23 protein-coding genes are annotated in these 25,617 nt (G+C 46.5%); 9 read left to right on the forward strand and 14 right to left on the reverse strand.

What is annotated here, in order from left to right:
- Positions 1-32: 32 nt before the first annotated feature.
- The gene (rep, locus tag L5M37_RS16610; RefSeq protein WP_263201272.1) at positions 33-2,045 is read right to left on the reverse strand and encodes a DNA helicase Rep; all 2,013 of its coding nucleotides are present in this window, start codon (positions 2,043-2,045) and stop codon (positions 33-35) included.
- Between the two features lie 234 nt (positions 2,046-2,279).
- Here rep and ubiK point away from each other — a divergent pair, with 234 nt between their 5' ends.
- The 3 genes from ubiK to L5M37_RS16625 all read left to right on the forward strand — a co-directional run bounded on the left by ubiK (position 2,280) and on the right by L5M37_RS16625 (position 3,378).
- A complete protein-coding gene (gene ubiK / locus L5M37_RS16615; RefSeq protein ID WP_006083441.1) occupies positions 2,280-2,534 on the forward strand; it encodes a ubiquinone biosynthesis accessory factor UbiK in 255 nt (84 codons plus the stop codon).
- A 94-nt stretch (positions 2,535-2,628) separates the two neighbouring features.
- A complete protein-coding gene (locus L5M37_RS16620; protein WP_263201274.1) occupies positions 2,629-2,994 on the forward strand; it encodes a hypothetical protein in 366 nt (121 codons plus the stop codon).
- 36 nt (positions 2,995-3,030) lie between these two features.
- On the forward strand, positions 3,031-3,378 hold the full coding sequence (locus L5M37_RS16625) for a hypothetical protein (protein WP_263201275.1): 348 nt from the start codon (positions 3,031-3,033) through the stop codon (positions 3,376-3,378).
- Here L5M37_RS16625 and L5M37_RS16630 read toward each other — a convergent pair.
- Positions 3,375-4,547, reverse strand: a complete 1,173-nt coding sequence (locus L5M37_RS16630; RefSeq protein WP_263201277.1) for a winged helix-turn-helix domain-containing protein — start codon at positions 4,545-4,547, stop codon at positions 3,375-3,377. The two genes, L5M37_RS16625 and L5M37_RS16630, sit on opposite strands and share 4 nt — an antisense overlap.
- A 248-nt stretch (positions 4,548-4,795) precedes the next feature.
- Here L5M37_RS16630 and L5M37_RS16635 point away from each other — a divergent pair, with 248 nt between their 5' ends.
- The 3 genes from L5M37_RS16635 to L5M37_RS16645 all read left to right on the forward strand — a co-directional run bounded on the left by L5M37_RS16635 (position 4,796) and on the right by L5M37_RS16645 (position 7,885).
- Entirely contained in the window at positions 4,796-5,326 is a 531-nt protein-coding gene (locus tag L5M37_RS16635; protein WP_263207573.1) for a hypothetical protein, read from the forward strand.
- A 176-nt stretch (positions 5,327-5,502) separates the two neighbouring features.
- Positions 5,503-6,981, forward strand: coding sequence for a cell envelope integrity protein CreD (creD, locus tag L5M37_RS16640; protein WP_168825956.1), 1,479 nt, complete (start codon positions 5,503-5,505; stop codon positions 6,979-6,981).
- Positions 6,982-7,075: 94 nt separating this feature from the next.
- Entirely contained in the window at positions 7,076-7,885 is an 810-nt protein-coding gene (locus L5M37_RS16645; protein ID WP_219251761.1) for a phosphatase PAP2 family protein, read from the forward strand.
- Positions 7,886-7,968: 83 nt separating this feature from the next.
- Here the strand turns inward: L5M37_RS16645 and L5M37_RS16650 are convergent, their stop codons facing one another.
- Positions 7,969-8,694: a substrate-binding periplasmic protein gene (locus tag L5M37_RS16650; protein WP_198573143.1), complete on the reverse strand. Its 726-nt coding sequence runs from the start codon at positions 8,692-8,694 to the stop codon at positions 7,969-7,971.
- 189 nt (positions 8,695-8,883) lie between these two features.
- Between L5M37_RS16650 and L5M37_RS16655 the strand changes: the two genes are divergently transcribed.
- Positions 8,884-9,384, forward strand: a complete 501-nt coding sequence (locus L5M37_RS16655; RefSeq protein ID WP_105253008.1) for an Lrp/AsnC family transcriptional regulator — start codon at positions 8,884-8,886, stop codon at positions 9,382-9,384.
- Between the two features lie 340 nt (positions 9,385-9,724).
- Positions 9,725-11,089: a sodium-dependent transporter gene (locus L5M37_RS16660; RefSeq protein ID WP_113940865.1), complete on the forward strand. Its 1,365-nt coding sequence runs from the start codon at positions 9,725-9,727 to the stop codon at positions 11,087-11,089.
- A 242-nt stretch (positions 11,090-11,331) separates the two neighbouring features.
- On the opposite strand, the gene L5M37_RS16665 is transcribed toward L5M37_RS16660, so the two are convergent.
- From L5M37_RS16665 to ilvC, 11 genes are all read right to left on the reverse strand, one after another.
- Entirely contained in the window at positions 11,332-12,195 is an 864-nt protein-coding gene (locus L5M37_RS16665; protein ID WP_263201282.1) for a Tim44 domain-containing protein, read from the reverse strand.
- Positions 12,196-12,498: 303 nt separating this feature from the next.
- Positions 12,499-12,825, reverse strand: coding sequence for a hypothetical protein (locus L5M37_RS16670; protein WP_147250511.1), 327 nt, complete (start codon positions 12,823-12,825; stop codon positions 12,499-12,501).
- Between the two features lie 687 nt (positions 12,826-13,512).
- Entirely contained in the window at positions 13,513-14,031 is a 519-nt protein-coding gene (locus tag L5M37_RS16675) for a DUF4303 domain-containing protein (protein ID WP_263201284.1), read from the reverse strand.
- 47 nt (positions 14,032-14,078) lie between these two features.
- Positions 14,079-14,699 carry an imm11 family protein gene (locus L5M37_RS16680; protein ID WP_263201285.1) on the reverse strand — a complete coding sequence of 207 codons (621 nt, stop codon included), beginning with the start codon at positions 14,697-14,699 and terminating at the stop codon, positions 14,079-14,081.
- A gap of 488 nt (positions 14,700-15,187) precedes the next feature.
- On the reverse strand, positions 15,188-15,448 hold the full coding sequence (locus tag L5M37_RS16685; protein ID WP_263201286.1) for a hypothetical protein: 261 nt from the start codon (positions 15,446-15,448) through the stop codon (positions 15,188-15,190).
- 1 nt (position 15,449) lies between these two features.
- The gene (locus L5M37_RS16690) at positions 15,450-16,583 is read right to left on the reverse strand and encodes a pyridoxal-phosphate-dependent aminotransferase family protein (RefSeq protein WP_263201358.1); all 1,134 of its coding nucleotides are present in this window, start codon (positions 16,581-16,583) and stop codon (positions 15,450-15,452) included.
- 207 nt (positions 16,584-16,790) lie between these two features.
- The gene (gene ilvA / locus L5M37_RS16695) at positions 16,791-18,392 is read right to left on the reverse strand and encodes a threonine ammonia-lyase, biosynthetic (protein WP_263201359.1); all 1,602 of its coding nucleotides are present in this window, start codon (positions 18,390-18,392) and stop codon (positions 16,791-16,793) included.
- A gap of 17 nt (positions 18,393-18,409) precedes the next feature.
- Positions 18,410-20,269 (reverse strand): dihydroxy-acid dehydratase, encoded by a 1,860-nt coding sequence (gene ilvD / locus L5M37_RS16700; RefSeq protein WP_263201288.1) that lies wholly within the window; start codon positions 20,267-20,269, stop codon positions 18,410-18,412.
- Between the two features lie 57 nt (positions 20,270-20,326).
- Positions 20,327-20,584: an acetolactate synthase 2 small subunit gene (gene ilvM / locus L5M37_RS16705; RefSeq protein ID WP_006083459.1), complete on the reverse strand. Its 258-nt coding sequence runs from the start codon at positions 20,582-20,584 to the stop codon at positions 20,327-20,329.
- Positions 20,581-22,254, reverse strand: coding sequence for an acetolactate synthase 2 catalytic subunit (ilvG, locus tag L5M37_RS16710; protein WP_168825976.1), 1,674 nt, complete (start codon positions 22,252-22,254; stop codon positions 20,581-20,583). Before ilvG ends, ilvM begins: the two co-directional genes overlap by 4 nt.
- A 675-nt stretch (positions 22,255-22,929) precedes the next feature.
- Positions 22,930-24,408 (reverse strand): ketol-acid reductoisomerase, encoded by a 1,479-nt coding sequence (gene ilvC / locus L5M37_RS16715; protein ID WP_263201289.1) that lies wholly within the window; start codon positions 24,406-24,408, stop codon positions 22,930-22,932.
- 231 nt (positions 24,409-24,639) lie between these two features.
- Here ilvC and ilvY point away from each other — a divergent pair, with 231 nt between their 5' ends.
- Positions 24,640-25,512, forward strand: coding sequence for an HTH-type transcriptional activator IlvY (gene ilvY / locus L5M37_RS16720; RefSeq protein ID WP_105250471.1), 873 nt, complete (start codon positions 24,640-24,642; stop codon positions 25,510-25,512).
- The last annotated feature ends 105 nt before the right edge of the window (positions 25,513-25,617 follow it).

The raw sequence follows: 25,617 nt of genomic DNA on the forward strand, positions 1-25,617 counted from the left end.
TGATTTAAAAGAATAGTAAGCGAAACCGCTCGCTATTTTTTAAACATATCTCTTAAGCTAGAAATATTTGCCCGCCCCGTTTGCATCCGCTCCTGTTCCGTTTGTTGTGGCTTACGATTTTCCCACACCACATCATCTTGAGGTAACTCAAGTAAGAAACGGCTTGGCTCACAACGCATGGTTTCACCAAATTGGCGCCTTTCGCGGCAGAGGGTGAACCAAAGCTCTCGTTGAGCTCGAGTGATACCCACATATGCCAACCGACGCTCCTCATCGACGTTATCTTCGTCTATGCTGGTTTGATGGGGCAAGATACGCTCTTCTACTCCAACCATAAACACGAAGGGAAACTCTAAGCCCTTAGAAGCATGCAAGGTCATCAACTGCACCTGATCGCCGCCTTCATCCTCACTATTGCGCTCCATCATGTCCCTGAGCGTCAATCGAGTCACCACCTCTGGCAGAGTCATAGCTTCATCTAACTCATCACCCGCGAGCATCTCAGTCACCCAACGGTAAAGCTCTGAGATATTCTTCATTCGCATTTCAGCGGCCTTGGCACTGGTGCTGGTTTCGTATAAGTAATCTTCATAATTGATCTTACGGATCAAATGCTTCACCGCCTCGACGGGTTCACCACGTTCGGCATGATCCCCAGTCTCCACAATAAAACGACCAAACTGATACAAAGATGACATAGCCGCAGGCGGTAAATGATGATTCAGTTCAGGCTCAAAAATCGCCGCAAACATAGAAATATGCTTCTCGTTGGCAAAATTACCTAAACGCTCTAAGGTTGATGGACCTATGCCACGTTTAGGCAAATTCACGATGCGCAGGAAAGCATTATCGTCATCGGGATTCACCACTAACTTCAAATACCCCATGATGTCTTTAATTTCAGCACGGGCGAAAAATGATGTACCACCACTCAATTTATAAGGAATACGGTTCGTCATCAGTGCGCGTTCGAGCAACCGTGATTGATGATTGCCCCGATACAAAATCGCATAATCGCCAAACTGAGTACGGCCGACAAACTTGTGACGCACAATTTCGGCAACAACACGTTCAGCCTCTTGCTCCTCATTGGCGGCAAACAGCACCCGCAACGGCTCACCATAGGCAAGCTCGCTAAACAGGGCTTTATCATAAACATGGGGATTATTCGCGATAAGAATGTTCGCAGCCCGTAGGATCCGCTGGCTAGAACGGTAGTTCTGCTCCAGTTTAATCAGCTTAAGCTGCGGAAAATCTTTACCCAATAACACGAGGTTTTGTGGCTTAGCACCGCGCCATGAATAGATAGACTGATCGTCGTCCCCCACCACAGTAAAGCGCGCCCGCTCACCCACTAACAGCTTTACCATTTCATATTGGCTGGTATTGGTATCTTGATATTCGTCCACCAGCAAATATTGGATCTTGGTTTGCCAGCGCGTACGCACTTCTTCATGGTGGCGTAACAATAAGGTTGGCATCAGAATCAAATCGTCAAAATCTAAAGCGTTATAGGCTTTCATATGTTGAGCATAACGCTGATACAACATAGCAAATAAGTGCTGTTGCTCATCTTTAGCGATTTTGCGTGCATGCTCGGGAATAACTAAGCCACCCTTCCAGTTTGAAATCGTACTGGCGAGCGCTTTGAGTAAATCTTTATCTTCATCCAACTCGTCTTGGGTTAACTCTTTGAGCAGTGCCAAGGTATCTTGATCATCAAACAGCGAAAAGCCTGGCTTTAAGCCTAAGACCTTATGCTCACGTTTAATGATCTCAAGCCCTAAAGTGTGGAAGGTTGAAATCCACAGACCTCTGGCTTCCTTGCGGCCCATCGACTGAGCGACCCGCTCTTTCATCTCGCGGGCAGCCTTATTGGTAAAGGTCACCGCCGCGATATTGCGCGCCTTATAGCCACACTTTTCGACCAAGTAAGCGATTTTATTGATAATTACGCGCGTTTTACCACTACCCGCACCCGCCAAGACTAGGCAAGGGCCTGAAACATAATGAACAGCATCGTTTTGGGCGGGATTGAGTTTCATCTTTGCGCAATATCCAAACAAGTCGACAGAAAGGGATGGGATCATAGCAGAATCGACAGTTTTAAGGCTAACAAATCCCCGCTTAGGTTGAGCTGAACTCAACTCTGTAGATAAGCTTCTCCGTGATATAAACCCCAACAACAGCCAACTAAAGTGTTCACGCGTCTGCTTTACTTTTGAAAGCTAACGTACTGAGTTACAATCGAGCTATTCAGTAAAGAGGCGGACAAGATTATGATCAATCCAAAGAAAATCGAAGAAATGGCGAAGCAATTGAGCGAAAGTTTGCCCAGCGGTCTAAAGCAATTTGCCGGTGAATTTGAAGAGCGCAGTAAGCAAGTACTGCAAAATCAATTGCTCAAGTTGGATATGGTTTCCCGTGAAGAATTTGATGTGCAGCAACATGTACTACTGAAAACCCGCGAAAAATTAGAAGCCCTACAAGCTCAAGTCAATGAGTTAGAAAAAAAGCTCAACGCGGCGGGCTAACTTATCATGCATGTTTGAAAGAGCACAGTTAGCGATAGCGCAGCTGTGCTTTTTTGTTTTTAACACTTCAAGCATTGAGTCACTTGGGGAAATAATGCAACAACTCGCCAGCTATATCCTTGCTATTGAAGGCTATCCAAGCCCTGTCTACGTGGTAAGCCAATCAAACGAGCAGCAAACCTATCACGATGATAATGTGGAGATTTGTGAGTCAATAACGCTTTATCACTTCGATAACGGGGTTGTGATTAGCAAGCTAAGCGAGCAAGATAAACAAGCTTATGAGTCAGACATGGTTTGTGAAGATTATTGGCTCAGCTATCGGGTTGTAACAGCTCATATTGCGATTTCACCGCAGCAAAAATCCTTTAGCAATCTATGTCAGCAAAGCTTTTGGCTTAAGATGCAGCAAGGGCAGGCAGTAAAGCCACCGCTGCAACCTGAGCATAAACAGACTTAATGCTTTAGCGTCGAACAATCAAGGAATGAAGCTACAATGGATGTCACAATCAGCACACACTATCAGGACTATCTTCTTTGGGCATTATGGTTGCTTGGTGGCGTGCCGCTACTCACTTATCCCGGTGTGCTTCTCGCCAGTTTGATGGGACTGGCCAGTCAATCAAGCATTAAACCCGCTTTTATCTATCGATTGATGAATCAGTGTTTTCTATGGGGAAGCCTAGTTTATCCCGCCGTGTATATCCTCTGTTATCGCATTACGAGCGATAGCACTGCGACTTCTTCATCTTTAGTCATTGCTGCGTTGCCACTGCTGTATCTAATCTTACTGTATGGCTGCTTTCGCTTTATGGATGCTCCAACTAAAGAGACAAATAATTAAAGCTTTTGTTGGCGAGCATACTTTTGCTTAAGGCCTTTATGGTTAGCTTTGACTAACTTCCAGCGGTCACAGCCATTGAAACGAGCATATTCACTGACTGCGATATCAAAGGCCGCACAGAAATCCTCATCTAAGCCATTCACCATCACGCCCTCTTCTAAGGTTAATTGCTGTAATAGCAATAGGTTAGCTTGGCGATCGGCTTTAACATCCACGCGGCCAACAAAAGTGTCGCGCCACAGAATTGCTAAAGAATAATAACCATACTGACGCTTTTCGGCTGGGACATAGACTTCAATTTGATAATCAAAATCAAACCATTGCTTTAATCTTTGCCGTTGGATCAATAAATTATCGAAGGGATTAAGCAGCCACACTTTATTAGGTAATGGTGCATTTAGCTGTAATGAAGGGCGATAAAAGTAGCTTTGGCCCGCCGTCTTAAAACACGCTAATAACCCGTGAGCTAACAACTCTGCCAACTCTTGGGCTACTGCTGATTTCATACCTTTGCGTAAATAAGCCATTTGCGCCGCAGTACCGAAGGCGTGGGCATCGAGATAACGATCAATCAAATAGCGCGTAAACTCACTATCTGTTGGTGCTTTGGCATTTACATCTTGTGGCAACACTCGCGCGGTAAGATCATAAACCTTTTGAAATCTCTCCCGCCGCACCACCATCAACTCACCACGCATAAACAGCTGCTCTAGGGCTTTTTTCGCGGGTTTCCAATCCCACCAGGTACCGTTTTTAGCTTCACTGTGTTCAAAATCACTGGCCTTGAGTGGCCCTTCTGCAAGGATTCGCGCCCGCACTTCCTGCATTATTTTATCGTCGGGCTCAAACCAATGCTTACCGCCATTTTGCAGCTGCTGTTTACGCTGCAAACTAAAACGGTAATCGGCAATCGGTAAATAAGCTGCCGCATGGGACCAATATTCGAAGATCTCTCCTTTGGCTAAAGCCATATCAAGCATCTTTGGCTGGTATTCGGGCATACGACTATGCAGCACATGATGATGCGCTCGCTCAACCACGTTGATAGAGTCAATTTGTACATAACTGAGACGTGAAATTGCCTCAGCGACTGAGGTATGTGGTTGTAATAATCCTTGCTGCTGCATATTTAATTGCAGCCACTCGCGGGGTGAAAAGGGATTAGACATCGATTCTCCAAATTCAACGACAAGCAAATACCAAACCAGAGAAAAAACATAACAAACTGAAAATAAAAGTATTTAGTACACTATTCAATGAGTAGGTTTGTGAAATGTACGCACAAGTCTACTCACTAGGCTGTATCTTCGGATAACATAAGCCATTTATACCTTAACGGCTATCGGTTTACCTGCCCGTTAGTTTCACGACTCGAAATAGAGCCTATCTGGCATAGGCTCTTCATTAAGGATTGATGATGAATATCTACTATCGCCAAGCACAACTCTGCGGCCGCAAAACGGGTAATGGCACTAAGCTGCCATTTTTGATGAATATCTTGTATTCACTTGCTGCTAAAAATGGCGATCACCGGCCCTTTTTAATGGATGACATTAACGCCGTACTGTTTAATCAGCATCAGTCGATTGGTTGCTCTATCGAGGCGCCGCTACCGATAGTGAGTTGGCGCACCGAAGCGATAGAGTATGAGTTATTTAAAGGCGAAGAGCTGGTGTACCTGCCCCAATGTATCATCTTTAGCAATGGCGCCATTGCCTATGTCATTGTCGTCATGGGTGATGAGTATGAGCTGCGTATTTGGCCCGATTACAGTAACCGTGATCGAGAAAAACACCACTGGTTTTCCCACCATGCCGTAGTCTATTCCGCAGAACTTGACGTCTTTAAGCAAAGCTTCGAAGCACTGCTCAAGCATATTAAAAAAGAAAATGACTACGAGAAAAAACACCCCAAATTTGGCAAAGACATCCCACTATCAGATTCATAAACTTGCATAATGAGTATGGGTTTAGCGGCAATCGCCATAATGTTGCCACTATTGATCAGCAACTTGCCCGCAACTTTTGTAAGAAAATCTGTTTTAATACCCGCCGTGATACCGAGTTAACTCTGCACAATCTTAGCGGATAAGTCTCGGTCGTATTTCATAGGGAATGAAATTCAATGTTCAGCATTATTTTCTGGGTACTCACCCTACTTAGTTTGGCCTTATTTGGTAGCGCAGCCTATTTAGTGGTGCGCGCACTCCTCAAAAAATTTAATCGAAGTCAAGGAATCGATATGTCAGCACAAGAACCGTGGGCAGCAGCCACCGCAAAGGGAACGGCATTAAAAAACACCACCTTATTAAAAGCCTTAACCATTGGCATACTCTCAATCCTCGCGTTGATCCCGCTGGGGATCATTATGGATATGACTTCTGATCGCCAAACCCTTTACCACAGCGTTGTCGATGAAATCGGCCGTTCATGGGGTGAGCAGCAAACCCTCTCAGGTCCTGCGCTGGTGATCCCTTACAGCTATTTTGTGTTACAAGAAGAAGTCAGTAACGACGGTAAAACTCGCCATGAAGTGAAGCGTACCTATCAAGATGAGCTAGTGATCCTACCGAAAAAGCTCACCCTCGACTTAGACCTAAAACATGATTTTCGCACCCGTGGCATTTATCAATCGCTGGTGTATAACGCAGCTCTACAAGGTCAGGCCGACTTCAGCCTTAACCGTTATGATATTCCTAACCTTATCGCCTTCGATAACAAAAATGCCCGGTTAGTCTTTGGGGTGTCATCGAATCAAGCAATTGATAAAGTAGAAAAAATTGAAATCACCGGTGAATCGACATTACTCTCTGGATCACTGATGTCGGGCACGGGATTAACCACTGGCGGTTTAGAAAAAGGCTTTAATCAAAAGATCCAAGTCAGCGAAGCGAGTGATTTTAGTGTGGATTTTGCCATGACACTACGCGGCTCTCAGTCTATCAGCGCATTGCCACTAGGCGAGCAAACGCTAATCAATATTCGCGCCGACTGGCCGCATCCAAGCTTTAAGGGATTATTACCCGCAGAACGGGATATCAACGCGCAAGGCTTTACTGCAAGTTGGAATATCAGCCACTTAACCCGTAACTATCCACAAGAGTTTATTAAGAGTAATCAATCGACTCTGACTGAAGTGTCGGCTAATGCGATTTTATTCGAACCAGTGACTCACTACGGCAAGATTGATCGCTCGGTAAAATACGGCCTACTGTTTATCGTGCTGACTTTTATCATGTTGTTTATCTTCGAAATTGGACAAAAAACCAGCCTTAGCACGATTCAATATGTGTTAGTCGGCAGCGCCATGGCCTTGTTCTATTTGCTACTACTCTCGCTATCTGAGCATCTAGCCTTCTTGCATGCCTATTTAATTGCCGCCTGTATTCCCGTGCTGTCGGTATCGGCTTACGTAGGGAGTGCCACAGCAAGTATTAAGCGCGGTGCATTAGTAGGCATTATGCTGGTGAGTTTATATGCCGTGCTGTACTCGATACTGCAACTGGAAGATTACGCCCTATTGATGGGTTCAGGTTTACTGTTAGTCGTACTGTTGATTTTGATGTTCGTGACTAGGCATCACCCTAAGAACACGGCGCAATAGCGCCCTACCGCTCCACCCTTGAAGACCCCCCGACAGCGCCATCTTTTGCTGTCGGGATTTTTTTATTGGCAAAACCATTGCCGCGTTGTAGCCTATGGCGTTTTATGAAGAGGCTTATATTTTGACCCATAGCGTCTATCTTTTACGCCGTTTAGGTTTAGCTTGGATACTGTTGGCAACCATTCCGGGCTTACTATTACTGACACAGAATCAGCTGTTTCCACTGATCGATCTGCACTCTACCTTAGCCAAAACCTTATATTGGATTACCATGACTGGCACTGCGCCCTATGGCGTCGCAACAGTCTTGTTTGTATTGGCGATCGCCTATCGTCATATGCCTAAACCACTCTTTATAAGTTTATTTTTTGCCATCAGCCTCAGCCAAGTTATCAGTTTAGGCTTAAGCCACACCCTCAAATCCTATTTTAAAGAACCCAGACCTAATCTCGTTTTTCTAGCAGAACAAGCACTGCCTAAGCATGAACCGCTTTCACTCGATGCCTTTTATCAATTGGATAAACAGTCACGTTCAAAGACAATTGCCAATGCACTCGATGGCTTGATCGCTGCAGAACCTGCCTTGAAACTCGACTCACGGATCCATCAGCATTGGGAAGATGAAATCGGCTATTCTTTTCCTTCGGGACATACCATTTTTGCTGTGACGCTAGTGCTTACCGCCAGCTACTATTTGCTACTCGCTGGATTACCTAGCTTAGTCATGGCGTTATGGATCTGGGGATTTTTGATGGGATTAAGCCGTATGCTGCTTGGCATGCATTGGCCGCAGGATGTACTGTTTTCAACCTTTTTAGCCGCCATCATCAGCGGATGTAGCGTGTTCTTTGTCAGTAAGTTGCGTCCACTCTCCCATGCGTTTGCTAAAGGATCTGAGCACTAACGCTGTTAATTCAGCGTCTCGATTTGGCTGTCGACTCAAATACGACAGCTTCAAACACTATGAAGTTAAATACTTAGGCATTGCTAAGCACTGCCTAAGTATTTTGCCACTAGGGCCTGATAAATCCCATTGGCCTTAATTCTAGCGAGCCCTTGATTGAAAGTATCCCGCGCCACTGAGTTGTGGAACACCATTCGATAGGATGTTGGGGGGAAAATAAAGTGGTAGCTTAATGCTTGCTGGGTATCAACATCATCCTCAACGAACTTATTCAGTTGAGCGAATATATAACGATCGGCAATCACAGTATTAATGCGACCTAAGTACAACATACGGTTCTGGCTTAATTGGCTATCGACTTCACGATAAATAGTCTGTTGCGCTACGGCATTAAACTCAGGGCCAAGTAAGAAGCGAGCATTTTCAAAAGCGGCGACACTGTACTTTTTAAGATCCGCAATACGTGTTATTTCCAGGCGTTGTTCGGCCAAACTGATCGCTACATTGGTATATTCAACATAATCATTGGACCAATAACCATCAACGCCATTTGCAGGGTTCATCGTCATTACAGCATCTAATCTATCTTTATTGAAATATAAAACTTGGCGTTTACGAGAGTAGAATTTGAAGTTGACTGGCTGCCCCATTTCCTTAAACGCGGCCTTAATAATATCGATCTCAAGCCCTGATTCAGCATCTTCGATAATATAAGGCGGTCGATTTAGAGCGCTACCAATGGTTAACGATGCAGAAAATGCATAAGTCGGTAATATGAATAAGCAGATTAGCAACAAACTCAAGCGCATACAGTGTCTCACTCTTATTAGTATCATAACAATAGCGGTAAATAACGGGAGTTCCAAACAGCGCGACTCCCAAAATCTCTATCCGTTATCACTGTCACAACCTTAAAATGTCTCATTTGATCAAGATTTTTGGCAAAGTCGGCTAAGACTGGCAAACTAGAGGCTGACTCAGTTAACCCTAAGCTTTCGATGACAGACACTCACCCCTACAAACTCGATCAACTCGATTTAACAATTCTGCGCTTACTGCAAACCCACGGCAGATTATCGAATCTCGAACTGGCCAATAAAGTCGGACTATCGCCATCTCCTTGCTCGCGCCGTGTTAAAGCCTTAGAAGAAGCGGGTTATATTGCCGATTATGCAACGCGTCTGTCGGCGGATAAGTTCAACCTGCATTTGACCGCGTATATCCATGTTCGAATGGAGAAACATACGCCGGCGATTCTCAATCAATTTGAAACCAATGCACTCGCCTACGAAGAAGTCCAAGAATGCGCGCTGATCACGGGCTCAGAGGCCGACTACCAACTTAAAGTGCTAGTACAAGATATGGCGCACTTTCGCACTTTCCTGTTAGATAAACTCACGACCAACGTGCATATCGCAGGGGTGCATTCCAGCTTTGTCCTCAAAAAGGTTAAGGACCACACGGCCATTCCCTTAGGGCACGTCAACATTCAAGCATAAGCCAACACCCGACAGTCACAGCAAACACCGCAAACAAGACAGATGCACAAGTAACATTCATAGCACAAAATAGCGGTTAGACATCTGCCATACGGTATTTTTTGACCATAAGATCACAATTCAATGAATTTTTATCATCGCAATGATTCGCCAAATCTCAACCATCAGTCGCACCTGATAGCAATAAAATCTCGCACAAAACAGATAGACGGCACACAACATCAACTTATAGCCAAAAACCGATAAATTATTGCAGATTAACACCAAATTAACGCACTAAAATTGCGTTGAAATCCTAATTTATCCGCCTAAGATACGCCTTCTTTTTACGGGAGGCACAATGCAATCGGCCAATACAAGTTCAACTAACCACTTCAGCTCACGCTTAGGTTTTATCATGGCGGCAGCCGGTAGCGCCGTTGGCGTCGGCAATATTTGGGGATTCCCCACCCAAGCAGCCACCCATGGTGGCGGCGCCTTTCTACTGGTGTACCTAGTGCTGATTTTCATCCTAGGCATTCCCATGCTGATGGCCGAACTTATGATAGGTCGCCACGGGCAAACCAACCCCGCCGATGCCATGGGCAAACTCGGCTTCAACTCGCTCACCCGCGGTTTAGGCAAGACCATAGGTTTGCTTTCCATAGTGACAGCGGGATTGATTTATACCTTCTACAGTATTCTCTCCGGCTGGTTTGTCAGCTTTGCCATCGCGCCAATTGCCACAGCCTTTGGCTCGAATGATACCGCCGCTTGGCTAGTGGATTTTTCGCTGTCACGTAATCTGGTGTTTACACTGATCTTCAGCACGCTGGTTTTTCTGGTATTACTGCAAGGCGTGCAAGAAGGCATAGAAAAATGGTCGAAACGCTTAATGCCGTTATTACTGATCATGCTGATCGCGGGCGTGGCGTATATCTTCACCCTAAATGGTGCGAGCGAAGGGATAAGCGCGCTACTAACGCCTAACTTTACCAAGGCGCTGGCGCCAGATACCTTGATCAGCGCGCTCGGACAAACCTTCTTCTCCCTCACCATAGGCACAGGTGCCATGATGGTGTACGGCAGTTATCTGAGCCAAAAAGAGAATATCGCCAAACTGACCGTCTGGGTTGCCTTTACCGACAGCGGCATCGCCTTTCTCGCCGCCTTTTTAATCATCCCAGCCATGTATGTCGCCCAGCACAATGGCGTGCAGATTTTTAACGCTGAGGGCAAATTACTCGATTCGGATGCATTGGTGTTTACTGTCTTACCCGCGTTATTTTCCACCTTAGGCGATACGGCTAACCTTATCATCAGCGTGATTTTCTTTGTTCTGCTGATCATCGCGGGTTTAACCTCGGCCATTTCTATCGCCGAAGTGCCGACGAGTTATGTGATACAAAAGTTCGGACTCAGCCGTCAACGCGCCACCTTGATCATCGGCCTATTGTTGACCTCATTATCCCTATTGCTGGCGGTATTTTTTGAGACGCTATTTAGTTTCACTATAATGCTGACCACCCAAATCGCCCAGCCGCTGGTCGCCCTCGGTATTGCGGTTTACTTAGGTTGGATTTGGCGCCAAACCCAACTGCTCAAGGCAATTCGTGGGCAAGAAGGTGTCGATAGCACAGGGCTTTTCTGGCGCATTTGGCCAAGATATGTAAAGTATGTTTGCCCAGTGCTGATTATCGCCATAGCCATCAGACAATTTGTGTAACCCTTTGAGCGAATAACAAAATCCCCGCTAAGTGCGGGGATTTTTTATTTAGCAATTGATGCACTAATTAACTACTTTAAAATAATCAGCAAAGTCTTGCTGCCGCCAATAGTGAATGCGATGACAGCCGGATTTTTTCAATCTATCGATGACGTTGAACTGTTAGGGAAGGCTGGATTGAAGCGAAAGGGGATGTAAACAGCAGCCTTAAGAGATTAAGGCTGCTTTAAACACTGAGCTGATTACTGTTCGATACCCACAATTAACCAAGGTGAATTGGCTTGTGTTACGTTACGCTCTAAATGCCAGATTTCCTTAATGTCCTCTTCTACGCCTTCAACGGTATCGCGGTAGCGCCCGCTAAATTTAACACTCACTTCCGCAAGATTGGCATTGTGCGTGGCGCGGACAAGTTCTGCATCCAAAAACATCACTTCTGTGTGCTGATCGCCAGCTAACTCGCGACGTTGGTTGCTGAATTCATTGTAAAGATCAATAGAAACATACTCTTGGATTTTGCTTAGATCGTTTTCATTCCAAGCCAATTGTAGAGTTTTGTAATGACTGCGAGCGCCTTCCAAAAAGCCGGGTAAATCAAAACCCGCAGGTAAATTAAAGGGCACATCACTTGTCGCTTGGCCAAAACCATTGCTGCCGCTGTTTGCATTGGTAGCAAAACCTGTTTGTTCAGTCTGTTGACGCTGCATATTCGGATTGGGTTGGCCAGCACCCGCATAGGCCGGTCTTGGCTGCGCACCCGCTTTTGAGGCCATCACAGTACGGACGATTTTGAATAGCACGAATGCCAGCAAACCGATAATCAAAATATCCATGATTTGAATATTTTCAAAACCACCGCCCATAAACAGCGCAGCCAATAAGCCACCTGCTAATAAACCGCCTAACATGCCGCCCATCATACCTTTCTTACCCGGTGCTCCCGCTGGCGCCGTAGTCGGTGTGTTGGTCGCCGCTGGTTGAGCCGGAGCCGTTTGATGGCTTTTGCCGATAGATTTACTACCGCCGAATTTTTTCGCTTCAACGACTGGGCTAGTAACTAAGCTAACCGCAAAAATCATCGCCAGCATAATAAATAACTTTTTCATTTATAGGATCTTGTTCGTGTAATCTGAGGTGCTGCCATAATAGCGGGATGACATTATATGTCAATTAGCAAAAATCGGAGGCTGCGGAGCGAGGACTTCCTTCTTGCATCAAAACGTTTAATCCAGCTAGCTTAAAATGACTGCACAACTCAATTCACATCGCTACTCCAGTGACACGCCGTAAATATATCCCTATAGGCTCGACGACGGCATCCATGCCGTCAACGGTCACTTCCATATCAATGTGAATTCATTAGCATGGATGAAACAGTTAACCTTTCCCTGTCTTTTCCCCTATCCTGTTCACTCTATCTTTACTGGCAACACGTACCTTCGACTTGCAGATTCGTAAGGGGATGGACAGGTGTAATCAATAACCATCTTAACGGTATAAAAGCTATCATTCGGAGTAAATCCTAAAACTTTAGGAGCTTCATCGGAAAGTGGTAATGTAGTCAAAAATGCAGCAATCTGGTTGTCATTTTTTTCAGCAAAAAAACTGCCAGTTCTAAAAGGACGGCAATCAGAATTAATAACTAAAGGCCCAACAACTTCAATTGACTGACCGATATCACCTTGAGGTTCAATTTTTATAATAAAGCCTAACTCCTTCGCCAATTCAGAAGTCACTATTTCCTCCACTATAGGTGATGATGCAATTGAACTATATGACACTAAAATCAAATAAATTAAACACAATATTCTAATCATCAAAAAATCCTTAGTGATAAATTCAGTGGAGTAATACTCCATATAAAGCAATAACATAATTCGATTTATGTTTTGCTTCAAGCACTATTCATGTATCTACTATGCCACTATCATCCTGTCTTTTTAACTATGTTGCAGTTTATCTTGGGTGGTCTGATTTATGTCTCCTGATTGTTCAACATGACTCAACTAAGAATGCGTCAAAAGATATGACAATTAGACTCTGTGACGTGAGAAGTGATTAAGCACTGTCATTCCAGTGACGCGCCAACTTTGGTTTAAAAATAAGTCATCCCTGAGGGCTCGACGGCTGCATCTGCTGTATATGGACATACGAATGTCGCGATCACATGGATGTGAATGAGCGGCCATGCCGCCAACGGTCACTTAGATGCCAGTGCTTAATCCCATAAACTGCCGTACATTCTGATAGCCTGAACTACCCAAACCGAAGTCCAGACAGAGGTGACCATCTCAGCAGTCATATCTTTTGAATCAAGATTTAGAATAATCTCCATGAAGAAAAGATGCGTTTTTCCTATATTTTTTCATCTTTTTTAAAAAGAGATTATTTTTCTATTTTTATAGATAAACCTGTACGGTTAATTAGTAAAATCTTAAAATAAATGCCATTAAAAGGGGGGCATCGTTTATTAATTTTGCAGAAGAGTTTTCTATTTCCTCAGACTCATCGTCGTCAGTAATTGAAACAAAACACACTGTCGAATTTAGCTCAATAGGCAGTTCTCTTTTTATTCTGATTAGTACATTTGATAATGTCTTAATTAGTTCATTTTTAAACTTTGCAAAGTTTATTTCTCGAGATGAGTCCTCTCGAAGCATCTTACTTATTTTGCAGAAGGCTCCCGCATTATATCCATCATAAAACCACTCAGATACTGCCCATCTATAGTAATTTTCACACTCTATGCTCTGATCTTCTTCAGCAACGAGAATGCTTTTAAGCTTACCCTCAGAGCTAGCACTTAATGATGCTGACATGGCACTACTGTCAGTGTAAAGAGATACCGCATAGAATGCCTCATCTTTATTTTCTAACAATAACATCTTGATTGTATCGTATGTAATTTCAAAGCATTTTTCTTCTAACTCAATCCAGTCCATTATTCACTCCTTGTACTTAGCTTCAATATTTTCATTTTATGATGCACTCAGCTCCATGCAGAATACTGATAATTATCATTTATCTCCTTAAAACTCACCCCTGTTAAACCAAGAGCTTCGTACTCATTTTTAAACTGAATAGAACATACAGAAGCCGCTATCTCGTTACAAAAGAATAAATGTTCACGTATATTATTCTTTATTTTAAATTTATCTATAGACTCATAATATGTCTTCTTTAACCCACGTTCCTCTTGCGTGTTCAATTTTCCAGAATCTAAGTCAATCGAGATAGTATAAGTGGACTCATCCTTATCTAAGATAGACAAATAACTTAGTGGAAAAAATAAAAAATACTTTTTCTGCGGACGAAATCCTCGATGCAAGTTAATATCGACAGGAATACGAATACACTTAACATTTAATTTCTCACACAAGTATAACATTTCATTAGAAACTAAATTTTCATCAACCAAATAATCACCATTCAGTTGATATGTTTTTGCTTTAAGAGAATAAGCATTTAAAAAATCAACCTCACATGGTGGTGAGTCATAAAACTCATAGTCAGGTAGCTCAGGAGTCCAATGTTTATCCATAAAATACGGTATTCCCTTACCATCAGGATCTGATTGCACAATAAAAAATGGCTGTAGATTTGTACTCAAAATTACTACCCTGTAATAGGTTAAAAGTTTAATGTCTCTAAGAAAGCATTAGCGCAAACTTAAATTTATTTTAAACATCGTTTTACTCTGTTGCTAGCCATAATATTCCTTCGCAAGTCAAAAAAGCTTAACGAGCCACCAATTGTTAAATTCTCGGAATGCATAATTATAAATAACAGACTATCAGGCATACCAAGGGTTTAACGGGATTAAGCACTGTCGTGGAAGTGACCGTTGGCGGCATGGTCGCTCATTCACATCCATGTGTTCGCGACATTCTAGTCTTGTTATAAATCTAGCCATATATAGCAGATGCCGCCGTAGGGCCGATAGGGTCAACTTATTTTTTAAACTAAAGTCGGCGAATCACTGGAATGACAGTGCTAAATCAATATTACCTGCTGCCAAAAGCGACTTTATTAACAAAATTAAAAAATCCCCGCATTGCGGGGATTTTCGTTTAATCAAAACCACTAAAACTAACTAAGTTACAAACACTTTCCATCCGATGAATCATCGGAAGAAAGTGCTCGACTGATGCCGCCGAAGATGACATTCAAGAAGCCGATACCGACATCTTTTTGCCGCTCATCGGCGCTGCCCGTATCGTGGCCGCTCGCATCGCGCATGCTTTGATTATTGTTGGTTCCGCGCACAAAATCGCAGGAGACATTGCTCGTATTATTCACCGAGCAGGCACTGAGCAAAGTGATCATTAGCCCGCAAAGTGCAAGGCGTAATCTTGGCATATTAGTTCAACACCTCTTCTAATGCCTTGAGGCATAAGGCGACATTTTCACGACGGGCACCAAAACCCATGAGGCCAATGCGCCATGCTTTACCCGCAAGGGCACCAAGGCCGGCGCCGATTTCGAGGTTATAATCCTTCAGCAAACGAGTCCGCACCGCAGCATCATCGACTCCAGCGGGGATGTAAACTGCGTTAAGTTGTGGCAGACGCGAATCTTCGGCAACCACAAAATTTAGCCCTAACTTTTCCAGCCCAGCACGCAGCACTAAGTGCATGTCATGATGGCGTTGCCACGCATTTTCTAAACCTTCGGCCGCTAACATACGCAGGGATTCATGCAGTGCATAAAGTGCATTAACGGGCGCAGTGTGATGGTAACTACGCTTGCCGCCCGCGCTGGTCCAATAGGCCATCACTAAGCTTTGATCGAGGAACCAACTTTGCACTGGGGTCTTGCGATTCTTGAGTTTTTCGACGGCAGCAGGCGAGAAAGACACAGGCGATAAACCCGGTACACAGGAGAGACACTTTTGGCTGCCAGAATAAATGGCATCTATGCCCCATTCATCGACCCTTAATTCGACGCCGCCAAGGGAAGTGACCGCATCAACTATGCTCAAGCAACCATAGGTTTTGGCTAATGCGCACAAGGTCTTAGCATCGGACAGTGCGCCAGTTGAGGTTTCGGCGTGCACAAAGGCTAAAAACTTGGCATCGGGATTGGCTTTCAGCGCAGCTTCAACCGCTGCAGGATCAACAGGTGTGCCCCACTCATTGTCCACCAGCACGGCAATAGCGCCCATACGCTCGACGTTTTGGCGCATACGCTCACCAAACACACCGTTACGACAGACAATCACCTTCTCACCCGGCTCGACTAAGTTAACGAAACAGGTTTCCATGCCCGCACTACCCGGCGCAGAGACCGCCATAGTCATTTCGTTTTTAGTTTGGAAGGCGTATTGGATCAGGCTCTTAAGCTCATCCATCATGCCGACAAACAGCGGGTCTAAGTGGCCAATTGTCGGTCTGGACTGCGCCGCAAGCACTTCGGGATAAACATCCGACGGGCCAGGGCCCATCAAAATACGGCGAGGAGGATTAAAAGCGGTAAAACGCGGTGCTGGTAACATCATGTCTCCTTAATGCGTGTAGGTGTAGGTCGAAGTCTAGTTATTATTCGTTAGCCAATCGTCAGCGGATTAAGTAAGCGACTTAACTGTGACGTATTAATCGGCGGCTAGAGTATTAAGTCTACAAAACTACCACAAAAAGGAGCGCCTGTGCGCTCCTCCTTTAGCCTTAGTTATGACTAACATAACTATCACGCGCATGGTGCGCTAAGGTTGTAACGCCTTGTTGCCGTTACCCGCATTTAAAAACAGCTGATAGGCAGGACTTTGAGTTTCCTCTTGATAGACAAAACCCAACTCAGTTAAAAACTGTTGGAACGGCAAAGCATCACTCGCGGGTACTTCAAATCCAGCCAGCACTCGGCCAAAGGCCGCGCCGTGGTTACGATAATGGAACAGACTGATGTTCCATTTACTCTGCAAGGTAGTTAAAAACTTCAGCAGCGCACCGGGATGTTCAGGAAACTCAAAGCTAAATAAACGCTCCTCTAAAGGCTCTGGTGGATGACCACCGACCATATAACGCACATGCAATTTCGCGGTTTCATCCCCGGATAAATCCTGCACTTCAAAACCATTGGCCTCTAAGGTGGCAATGATTTGTTCTAGCTCACCTTGGCCTCGGCTTAAGCGAATGCCGGCAAACACGACGGCAAGATCGCGACTGCTGAAACGATAGTTAAACTCTGTCATCACCCGCTTATCGAGTAACTCACAGAATGTTAAGAAACTTCCCGGACGTTCAGGGACTTTCACCGCCAGTACCGCTTCTTTTTGCTCACCAAGCTCACAACGTTCGGACACATAACGCAGACTGTGGAAATTCACATTGGCACCACTTAAAATCGCCGCGACCTTTTCACCATTGCCGCAATCACCACTGGCATTGGTGCTGACATATTTTTTAAGCCCAGCCAAGGACAAAGCCCCTGCGGGTTCGGCGATCGCACGGGTGTCCTCGAAGATATCTTTTACCGCAGCGCAGATTTCATCCGAAGTGACAGTCACTACTTCATCGACATAAAGTTTCGCGACTCGAAACGGCTCAGTGCCGATACGTTTAACCGCCACGCCGTCGGCAAATAAACCGACTTGCGCCAGTGTCACAGGTTCGCCCGCTTCCATCGCTGCCTTTAAACAGGCGGCGTCTTCTGGCTCGACGCCGACAATTTTCACCTGCGGCATTACCGCCTTGTAATAGGCTGCGATACCCGCTATTAAACCGCCGCCGCCCACGGGTACAAATACCACTTCGAGATCACGCTGCTGCTGCAACATCTCTTGGGCGATAGTGCCTTGGCCTGCGATCACAGCTTCATCATCGAAGGGCGCGATATAGACTCGGCCCTCTTCTTTAGCCATCGCCATCGCAAAGCCATTGGCTTGATCGAAGGCTTGGCCGTGCAATACCACGTTGCCACCTAAACGGCGCACCGCATCGACTTTAATATCGGGCGTCGTCTCAGGCATCACAATCACAGCATCCACACCGCGACTCGCCGCCGACATAGCCACACCCTGAGCATGATTGCCTGCCGAAGCACACACCACACCGCGCTGACATTCTTCTTTCGTCAGCTGGGCGATACGGTTATAGGCACCGCGTAACTTGAAGGAATGCACTGGCTGCATATCTTCGCGCTTCAAAAATACCTGACAACCCAAACGCGCCGATAACTTGTTCATGCTGGAAAGCGGCGTCACTTTCGCTATGTCATACACGGATGACAACAGGATTTTTTGCAGATAGCTTTGTGCCAACTGAAAATGGGCTAAATCCGCCTGAGTTTGCGATGCAAGTGGCAACATAGATGCAGTAAACATAATTAGTCCTCCAGTTTACTGCGATCGCGCACCGCGCCCTTGTCGGCACTGGTGGCGAGCATGGCGTAGGCCTTAAGCGCGAGTGACACATAACGCTGGCGACCAATAGGTTTCCACGCCATTGGGCCAAGACTGTGCATTTTTTCGCGGCGAGCATTGAGTTCAGCATCGCTTAACGCCAGCTTGATGCTGCGCTTGGGTATATCAATTTCGATGCGATCGCCATTTTCAATCAAGGCGATAGTGCCGCCAGCTGCCGCTTCGGGTGAGACGTGGCCAATCGATAAACCTGAAGTGCCACCGGAGAAACGACCGTCGGTGATCAGCGCGCAGGCCTTGCCTAGCCCGCGTGATTTTAAGTAACTGGTTGGGTACAACATTTCTTGCATACCTGGGCCACCTTTCGGGCCTTCGTAACGGATAACAACCACGTCGCCCGCCACCACTTCACCGCCTAAAATGCCCGCCACTGCATCATCTTGGCTTTCATAAACGCGCGCCGAGCCGATGAAGGTCAGATTAGATTCATCTACGCCCGCCGTTTTAACGATACAGCCGTTTTCGGCCACATTACCCGACAATACGGCAAGACCGCCCTCTTGGCTGAAGGCAAACTCGCGGCTACGGATACAGCCTTCTTGTCTGTCATTATCCAGTGACGGCCAGCGACAATCTTGGCTAAAGGCTTTAGTGGTCGGAATCCCCGCAGGTCCCGCCATAAAGAAATGTTTTACTTTTTCATCTTGCGTCTGCATCACATCGTATTTCGCCAATACAGACTTCAAATTGCCACCTTCATCGGCCGCCACATGGAACACATCGGTATGCAGTAATCCGGCTCTGTCTAGCTCACCTAAAATCCCCATCACGCCGCCCGCACGGTGCACGTCTTCCATATGGTATTTAGGCGTCGAGGGCGCAACCTTACAAAGGTGTGGCACCAGGCGCGACATACGGTCGATATCCGCCATGGTAAAATCGACATCGGCTTCCTGCGCGGCGGCCAATAAATGCAATACGGTATTAGATGAACCGCCCATGGCGATATCTAAGGTCATGGCATTTTCGAAGGCTTTAAAGTTAGCGATATTGCGTGGCAATGCCGATTCATCATCTTGATGATAATAACGTTTTGCCAGCGCCATCACCCGGCGACCCGCTTCCAAAAACAGCTCGCGACGATCGGCGTGGGTTGCCAGCATAGAACCGTTACCCGGCAGCGATAACCCTAGGGCTTCGGTTAAACAGTTCATTGAGTTAGCGGTAAACATGCCAGAGCAAGAGCCGCAGGTTGGGCACGCGCTACGCTCAATTTTGGCACTGTCTTCATCGCTCACGTTCGAATCGGCGCCGGCTATCATGGCATCGACTAAGTCGAGCTTGATGAGTTTATCCGACAACTTAGTCTTGCCTGCTTCCATCGGTCCGCCAGACACGAATACCACAGGAATATTGAGGCGCAGCGCCGCCATCAACATGCCGGGGGTGATCTTGTCGCAGTTGGAGATACAGACTAAAGCATCGGCGCAGTGGGCGTTAACCATGTATTCCACACTGTCGGCGATAAGCTCACGTGATGGCAGACTATAGAGCATACCGCCGTGGCCCATGGCGATACCGTCATCGACGGCGATCGTATTGAATTCTTTGGCGATACCGCCCGCTTCTTCGATGGCGCTCGCCACCAGTGACCCCATGTCTTTTAAGTGCACATGACCCGGTACAAACTGAGTAAAGGAGTTAGCAATGGCGATAATTGGCTTACCAAAATCATTGTCTTTCACCCCTGTGGCGCGCCATAGCGCACGGGCACCCGCCATATTGCGGCCTTCGGTACTGGTAGCTGATCGTAACTTTGGCATTGACTGTATCCTTTATCTCAAATCGAAAATCGTATTCTTAATTCACATGGCGAATGCTTAAGCATTCGCCGTTTGTTGCAAGCTCAGCGGTAACAATACCTTACACTGGGTCACATCAATCAGTTTATTCAACTGATTACTTAACAGTTCGATGGCACGTTCGCTATCGACCTCCATATCCAGCGACAGGCTCGCATCGTCATTCATACGCATCTGCATTTGGGTAATCGTAAAGCCTCGATGGCGAGTCACGCGCAAAACACGCTCAAGCACTTCGGGGCGTTGTTGAACCGTTAATTCCAGAGAGTGGATCATGTTTGTTTCTCCATTTCGTCCATCATATCGCTGTTTGATGCGCCGGGGGGCACCAGTGGCCAAACGTTAAAAGCATCGTCGATTGCAACGTGTAACAAATACGGGCCCTTAGCCGCTAACATTTCGGTTAAGGCTTCTTCCACTTCGTCGGAAGAAAAAATCGTCCGGCCGGGGATATCAAAGGCGGAGGCCAATAACACAAAATCTGGGTTATCAGATAAATCCGTTTCGCTGTAACGCTCTTCAAAGAATAGCTGTTGCCACTGCTTCACCATGCCGAGTTTTTGATTGTCGATCAGCACTATCTTCACCGGCAACTTACGGCGTTTGATGGTGGTCAGCTCCTGCACATTCATCATAAAAGAACCATCACCAGAGACAGTCACCACAGTCGCATCGGGACGCGCCACTTGCGCACCAATGGCGGCGGGTAAGCCAAAGCCCATAGTGCCTAAGCCAGCGCTGGACAGGTGATCTTCTGGACGGCGGAACCACATATGCTGGGCCACCCACATTTGGTGCTGGCCCACATCGCAACAAACAACATTGTCTTCGGGTAATTTATTGGCTAAACGGCGCAGCAGCGCAGGCGCATAGATCAAACTGCCGGGGTGTTGATAATCCCATTGATGCTTACGGGATAAATGCTCCACCTCAGCCTGCCAAGGCGTAATGTTCATCGACATGGCTAAGGCGGGGAGGATTTGGCGTAAGTCACCGGCGATTGCCACCTCTGGCATACGTAACTTGCCCAGCTCAGCGGCGTCTATGTCTAAATGGATCACTTTGGCCTTGTCGGCAAAGCTCGCTAAACGGCCGGTGACTCTGTCGTCGAAACGGGCGCCAACCACGATCAGCAAATCACAATCCTGTACCGCTAAGTTAGCCGCTTTGCCACCATGCATGCCTAACATGCCTAAGTAACCTGGCGTGCCGTGGGCGATACTGCCAAGCCCTTTCAAGGTCGCGACCGAAGGTATACCCGTTACTTTGATAAACTCACGCAGTTGATCGACCGCGCCCGCCATGCCCACACCGCCACCGACATACAACATAGGTTGTTTCGCTTCTGCCAACAGCGCACGGGCAGCCTCGATATCACTCATCTCGGCTTGGGGTTCGTTCATGACGGCCAGCAAAGGTGTACGGTATTCGAGGTGAGCGAGTTGGATATCCTTCGGGATATCGACCAACACAGGACCAGGGCGGCCGGATGCGGCGATCTCAAAAGCTTGATACAAGGTTGGGATAAGATCGTTGATGTTTGTCACCATAAAACTGTGCTTAGTGCAGCTCAGTGACATGCCCAGCACGTCGATTTCTTGAAAGGCGTCGGTGCCGATAACGGCGGTGGAGACTTGGCCTGTGATGGCCACGATAGGCACTGAATCTAACAGCGCGTCGGCTAAGGAAGTGATCAGGTTAGTCGCGCCTGGGCCTGAGGTCGCAAAGCACACGCCGGTTTTACCGCTGGCTCTTGCGTATCCTACGGCCGCAAAGGCGGCGCCTTGTTCGTGACGGCTGAGCAGATGTTCAACAGGGCTTCCATAGAGGGCATCGTATATTGGCATAATGGCACCACCTGGGTAACCAAACACTGTGGTGACTCCATGTGCTGCTAACACTTTGATTACCGCGTCTGCGCCTCTGATCATCTGCCCTGGTTCCATATTCTCTCTCGCTACGTTAGTCCTGAATTGCCGAAAATCGACGCTAATTTTTTACTCTTTCGAAGCTTAGAACCTTACTCTAGGCCCTGAAACGAAGAACCCCCCGGTCCTTTCGGAGCGGGGGGTTCTTTCGAAACTTTTAACCTTTTAGGTCTATCAGTTCGCCATGCGCCGCCCCCGCTGTGATTTAATAATCACGACGGTAATAATCACGAGAATGAGCTTGGCAGCTTGGTTAAACATCAATATGGATTCCTAATCGGTGTTTCTAAAATTGGGATATTGCATGAAAGTTAGTATCGCTTTGGGCTTTGCCCTAGCGCGAGCTATTAGCTTTACCATAAAGCAACGGCCAAACACAATAAAAAATATCTTTTGTCAAAAAAAATTCAGCTTCCCTGCCGAGACAATGCAAAACAACAAAGTAAAACGTTAACTGTTGAGCCTCAGTCGGCGCGATTCACCTACTGAACGATAGACTCACTAACTGTGTCGTTTTTGCCCGCTCGACAACCCACTGAACAGGAAAAAATTTGTTTCTCACTAACTGATTTATCACTAAGCAAGCTCAAGATGCGCGTTTCACTATCTTGAGCTTGCTTGGGAACTGAGTTGAGACCCAAGTCCTTTGAGTCTCAACCCTCTCCCCCAATGCTGGGCTTAACTCACTATCACTTAAGCCTCAACAATGCTCTTCATATCAGTCATGTAACCGCGAAGCTCAGCGCCAACATATTCCACTGCCGTTTCACGAATCGCTTCGTTAACAGCGATGAGCGTTAGGTTGTCGACACCGGTTGCGCAGTCTTTCAGGCCAGCACCTAAATACTCAGATGACATGGCATTAACATAGTCGCGCAGCATAGGTACGGCTGCGTGATTGAACAGATAGCAACCGTATTCAGCTGTGTCTGAAATCACTACGTTCATTTCGTATAAGCGCTTACGGGCAATCGTGTTAGCGATCAGTGGGGTTTCGTGCAGTGACTCGTAATAGGCCGACTCTTCCACAATACCCGCAGACACCATGGTATCGAACGCCAGTTCCACACCCGCTTTGATCATAGCAACAAGGAAAATACCTTTGTCGAAATAGGTTTGTTCGTCGATATGCTCACTCGATACGGGCGCATTTTCGAAACCTGTTTCGCCAGTTTCCGCTCTCCAACGCAGCAAGTTCGCATCATCGTTCGCCCAGTCTTCCATCATAGTGCGTGAGAATTCGCCGCTGATGATGTCATCCATGTGCTTTTCAAATAATGGTTGCAGAATTTCTTTTAAATCTTCTGCAATTTCAAATGCTTTAATCTTGGCTGGATTAGACAAACGGTCCATCATGTTAGTGATGCCGCCGTGTTTCAGCGCTTCAGTGACCGTTTCCCAACCTTGCTGGATAAGCTTGGCCGCGTAGCCTGGCTCAACGCCATCGGCGATCATTTTCTCGTAACCTAAGATGGCACCCGTCTGCAACATACCGCACAGAATGGTTTGCTCGCCCATCAGATCCGACTTCACTTCTGCGATGAAAGACGACAGTAAAACACCGGCTCTGTCTCCACCCGTTGCGCTAGCATAGGCTTTAGCAATCTCTAAACCGTCACCGTTTGGATCGTTTTCTGGGTGAACCGCGATAAGGGTAGGCACACCAAAACCACGTTTGTATTCTTCACGCACTTCAGTGCCAGGGCACTTAGGCGCAACCATCACCACAGTGATATCGGAACGAACTTGCATACCCTCTTCAACGATGTTGAAGCCGTGTGAGTAAGACAAGGTAGAGCCTTGCTTCATCAGTGGCATAACTGCGTTAACCACGTTTGAATGCTGTTTGTCCGGCGTCAGGTTAAGTACCAGATCCGCCGCGGGTATTAATTCTTCAAAGGTACCGACACAAAAACCGTTGTCAGTCGCTTTTTGCCATGAGGCACGTTTCTGTTCAATCGCTTCAGAACGCAGGGCAAAAGAGATATTCAGACCCGAATCACGCATGTTCAAGCCTTGATTAAGACCTTGAGCACCACAACCTAAAATAACAATATTCCAATCTTTGATGTAGTTACAGCCGTCGCTAAACTCAGAACGATCCATGAAACGACATTGGCCAAGCTGTGCTAATTGTTGACGTAAATTCAGAGAGTTAAAATAGTTAGCCATCTGATATACCACCTATAAGTCAGAAATTTTGGACGCAACCAAACTAACATAATGTTACGACTTGGTTGTGATTGAAATCACTATAACCCATGCTTATCATTGCTTAAAATGATATATTCGGAACTTCATATTGCATTATACGCAACGTGAGCCGCAATAACGCTCAGTAACACTGGCAGCAACATCGGTGGCAATATGCAGCACTCAAGCTCAGGATAAACAGGATAAGTTATGGATATTCGTACCCTCAAATTGTACCTGCACTTATGTGACAGTTTGCACTTCGCCAAGACCGCGGAGCAGATGCATGTGAGCCCATCGACTTTAAGCCGAGCCCTGCAAAGATTAGAAGAAGAAGTGAACGCTAAACTGTTAGAGCGAGATAATCGCAGCGTGACCTTAACCCACGCGGGACACGAGTTTAAGCGATTCGCCGAGCAGACTTTGAACCATTGGAGCACACTCAAGCACAGTATCGATCTCAAGCAAGACGTACTGCGCGGTCGGTTAAATCTGTATTGCTCGGTCACTGCCGCCTACAGTCATTTACCGGGTTTATTGGATCTATTCCGCCAAGAGCATCCCTTCGTCGAAATCGCCTTAACCACGGGAGATGCAGCCAACGCGCTAGCAGAAGTGCAGCAGAATCGCGCCGATATCGCCATCGCCGCCCTGCCCGATCCTTTCCCCAGCAGCTTACATTTTGCCAAAATCGACGATGTGCCACTGTCGATTATCGCACCGACGATCCGCTGTGCAGTACAGCAACAAGTGAGTCAAACGCCCATCGATTGGTCGAGCGTACCCTTTATCATCCCAGATCACGGCCCAGGACGGCGCCGCGCCGATAACTGGTTCAAACAAATGGGCATCAGCCCTAATATTTACGCCCAAGTTTCGGGCCAAGAAGCGATCGCCTCTATGGTAGCGTTAGGTTGTGGCGTGAGCATGAGCCCAGAAGTGGTGATCAATAACAGCCCAGTGCGTGATCGCATTCAGCTGCTCTCGTCGCCGGTGGCGATTCCACCGTTCGAGTTAGGTTGCTGCTGCAAAGTGAAACGACTTGATGATCCCATCGTTAATGCGTTTTTGGATGTGATTTAAACGGGGAAAGTAATACAAAATAAAAGTGCGAGTAAATAGTTTCAACGAGATAGAAAACCAAAACGGCTCTCAAAAAGCTAAAAACTTAGCTAAAGAGAACCGCTT

It is taken from the genome of Shewanella sp. SM69 (assembly GCF_025653985.1).
Classification (GTDB): Bacteria; Pseudomonadota; Gammaproteobacteria; order Enterobacterales; family Shewanellaceae; genus Shewanella; species Shewanella oncorhynchi.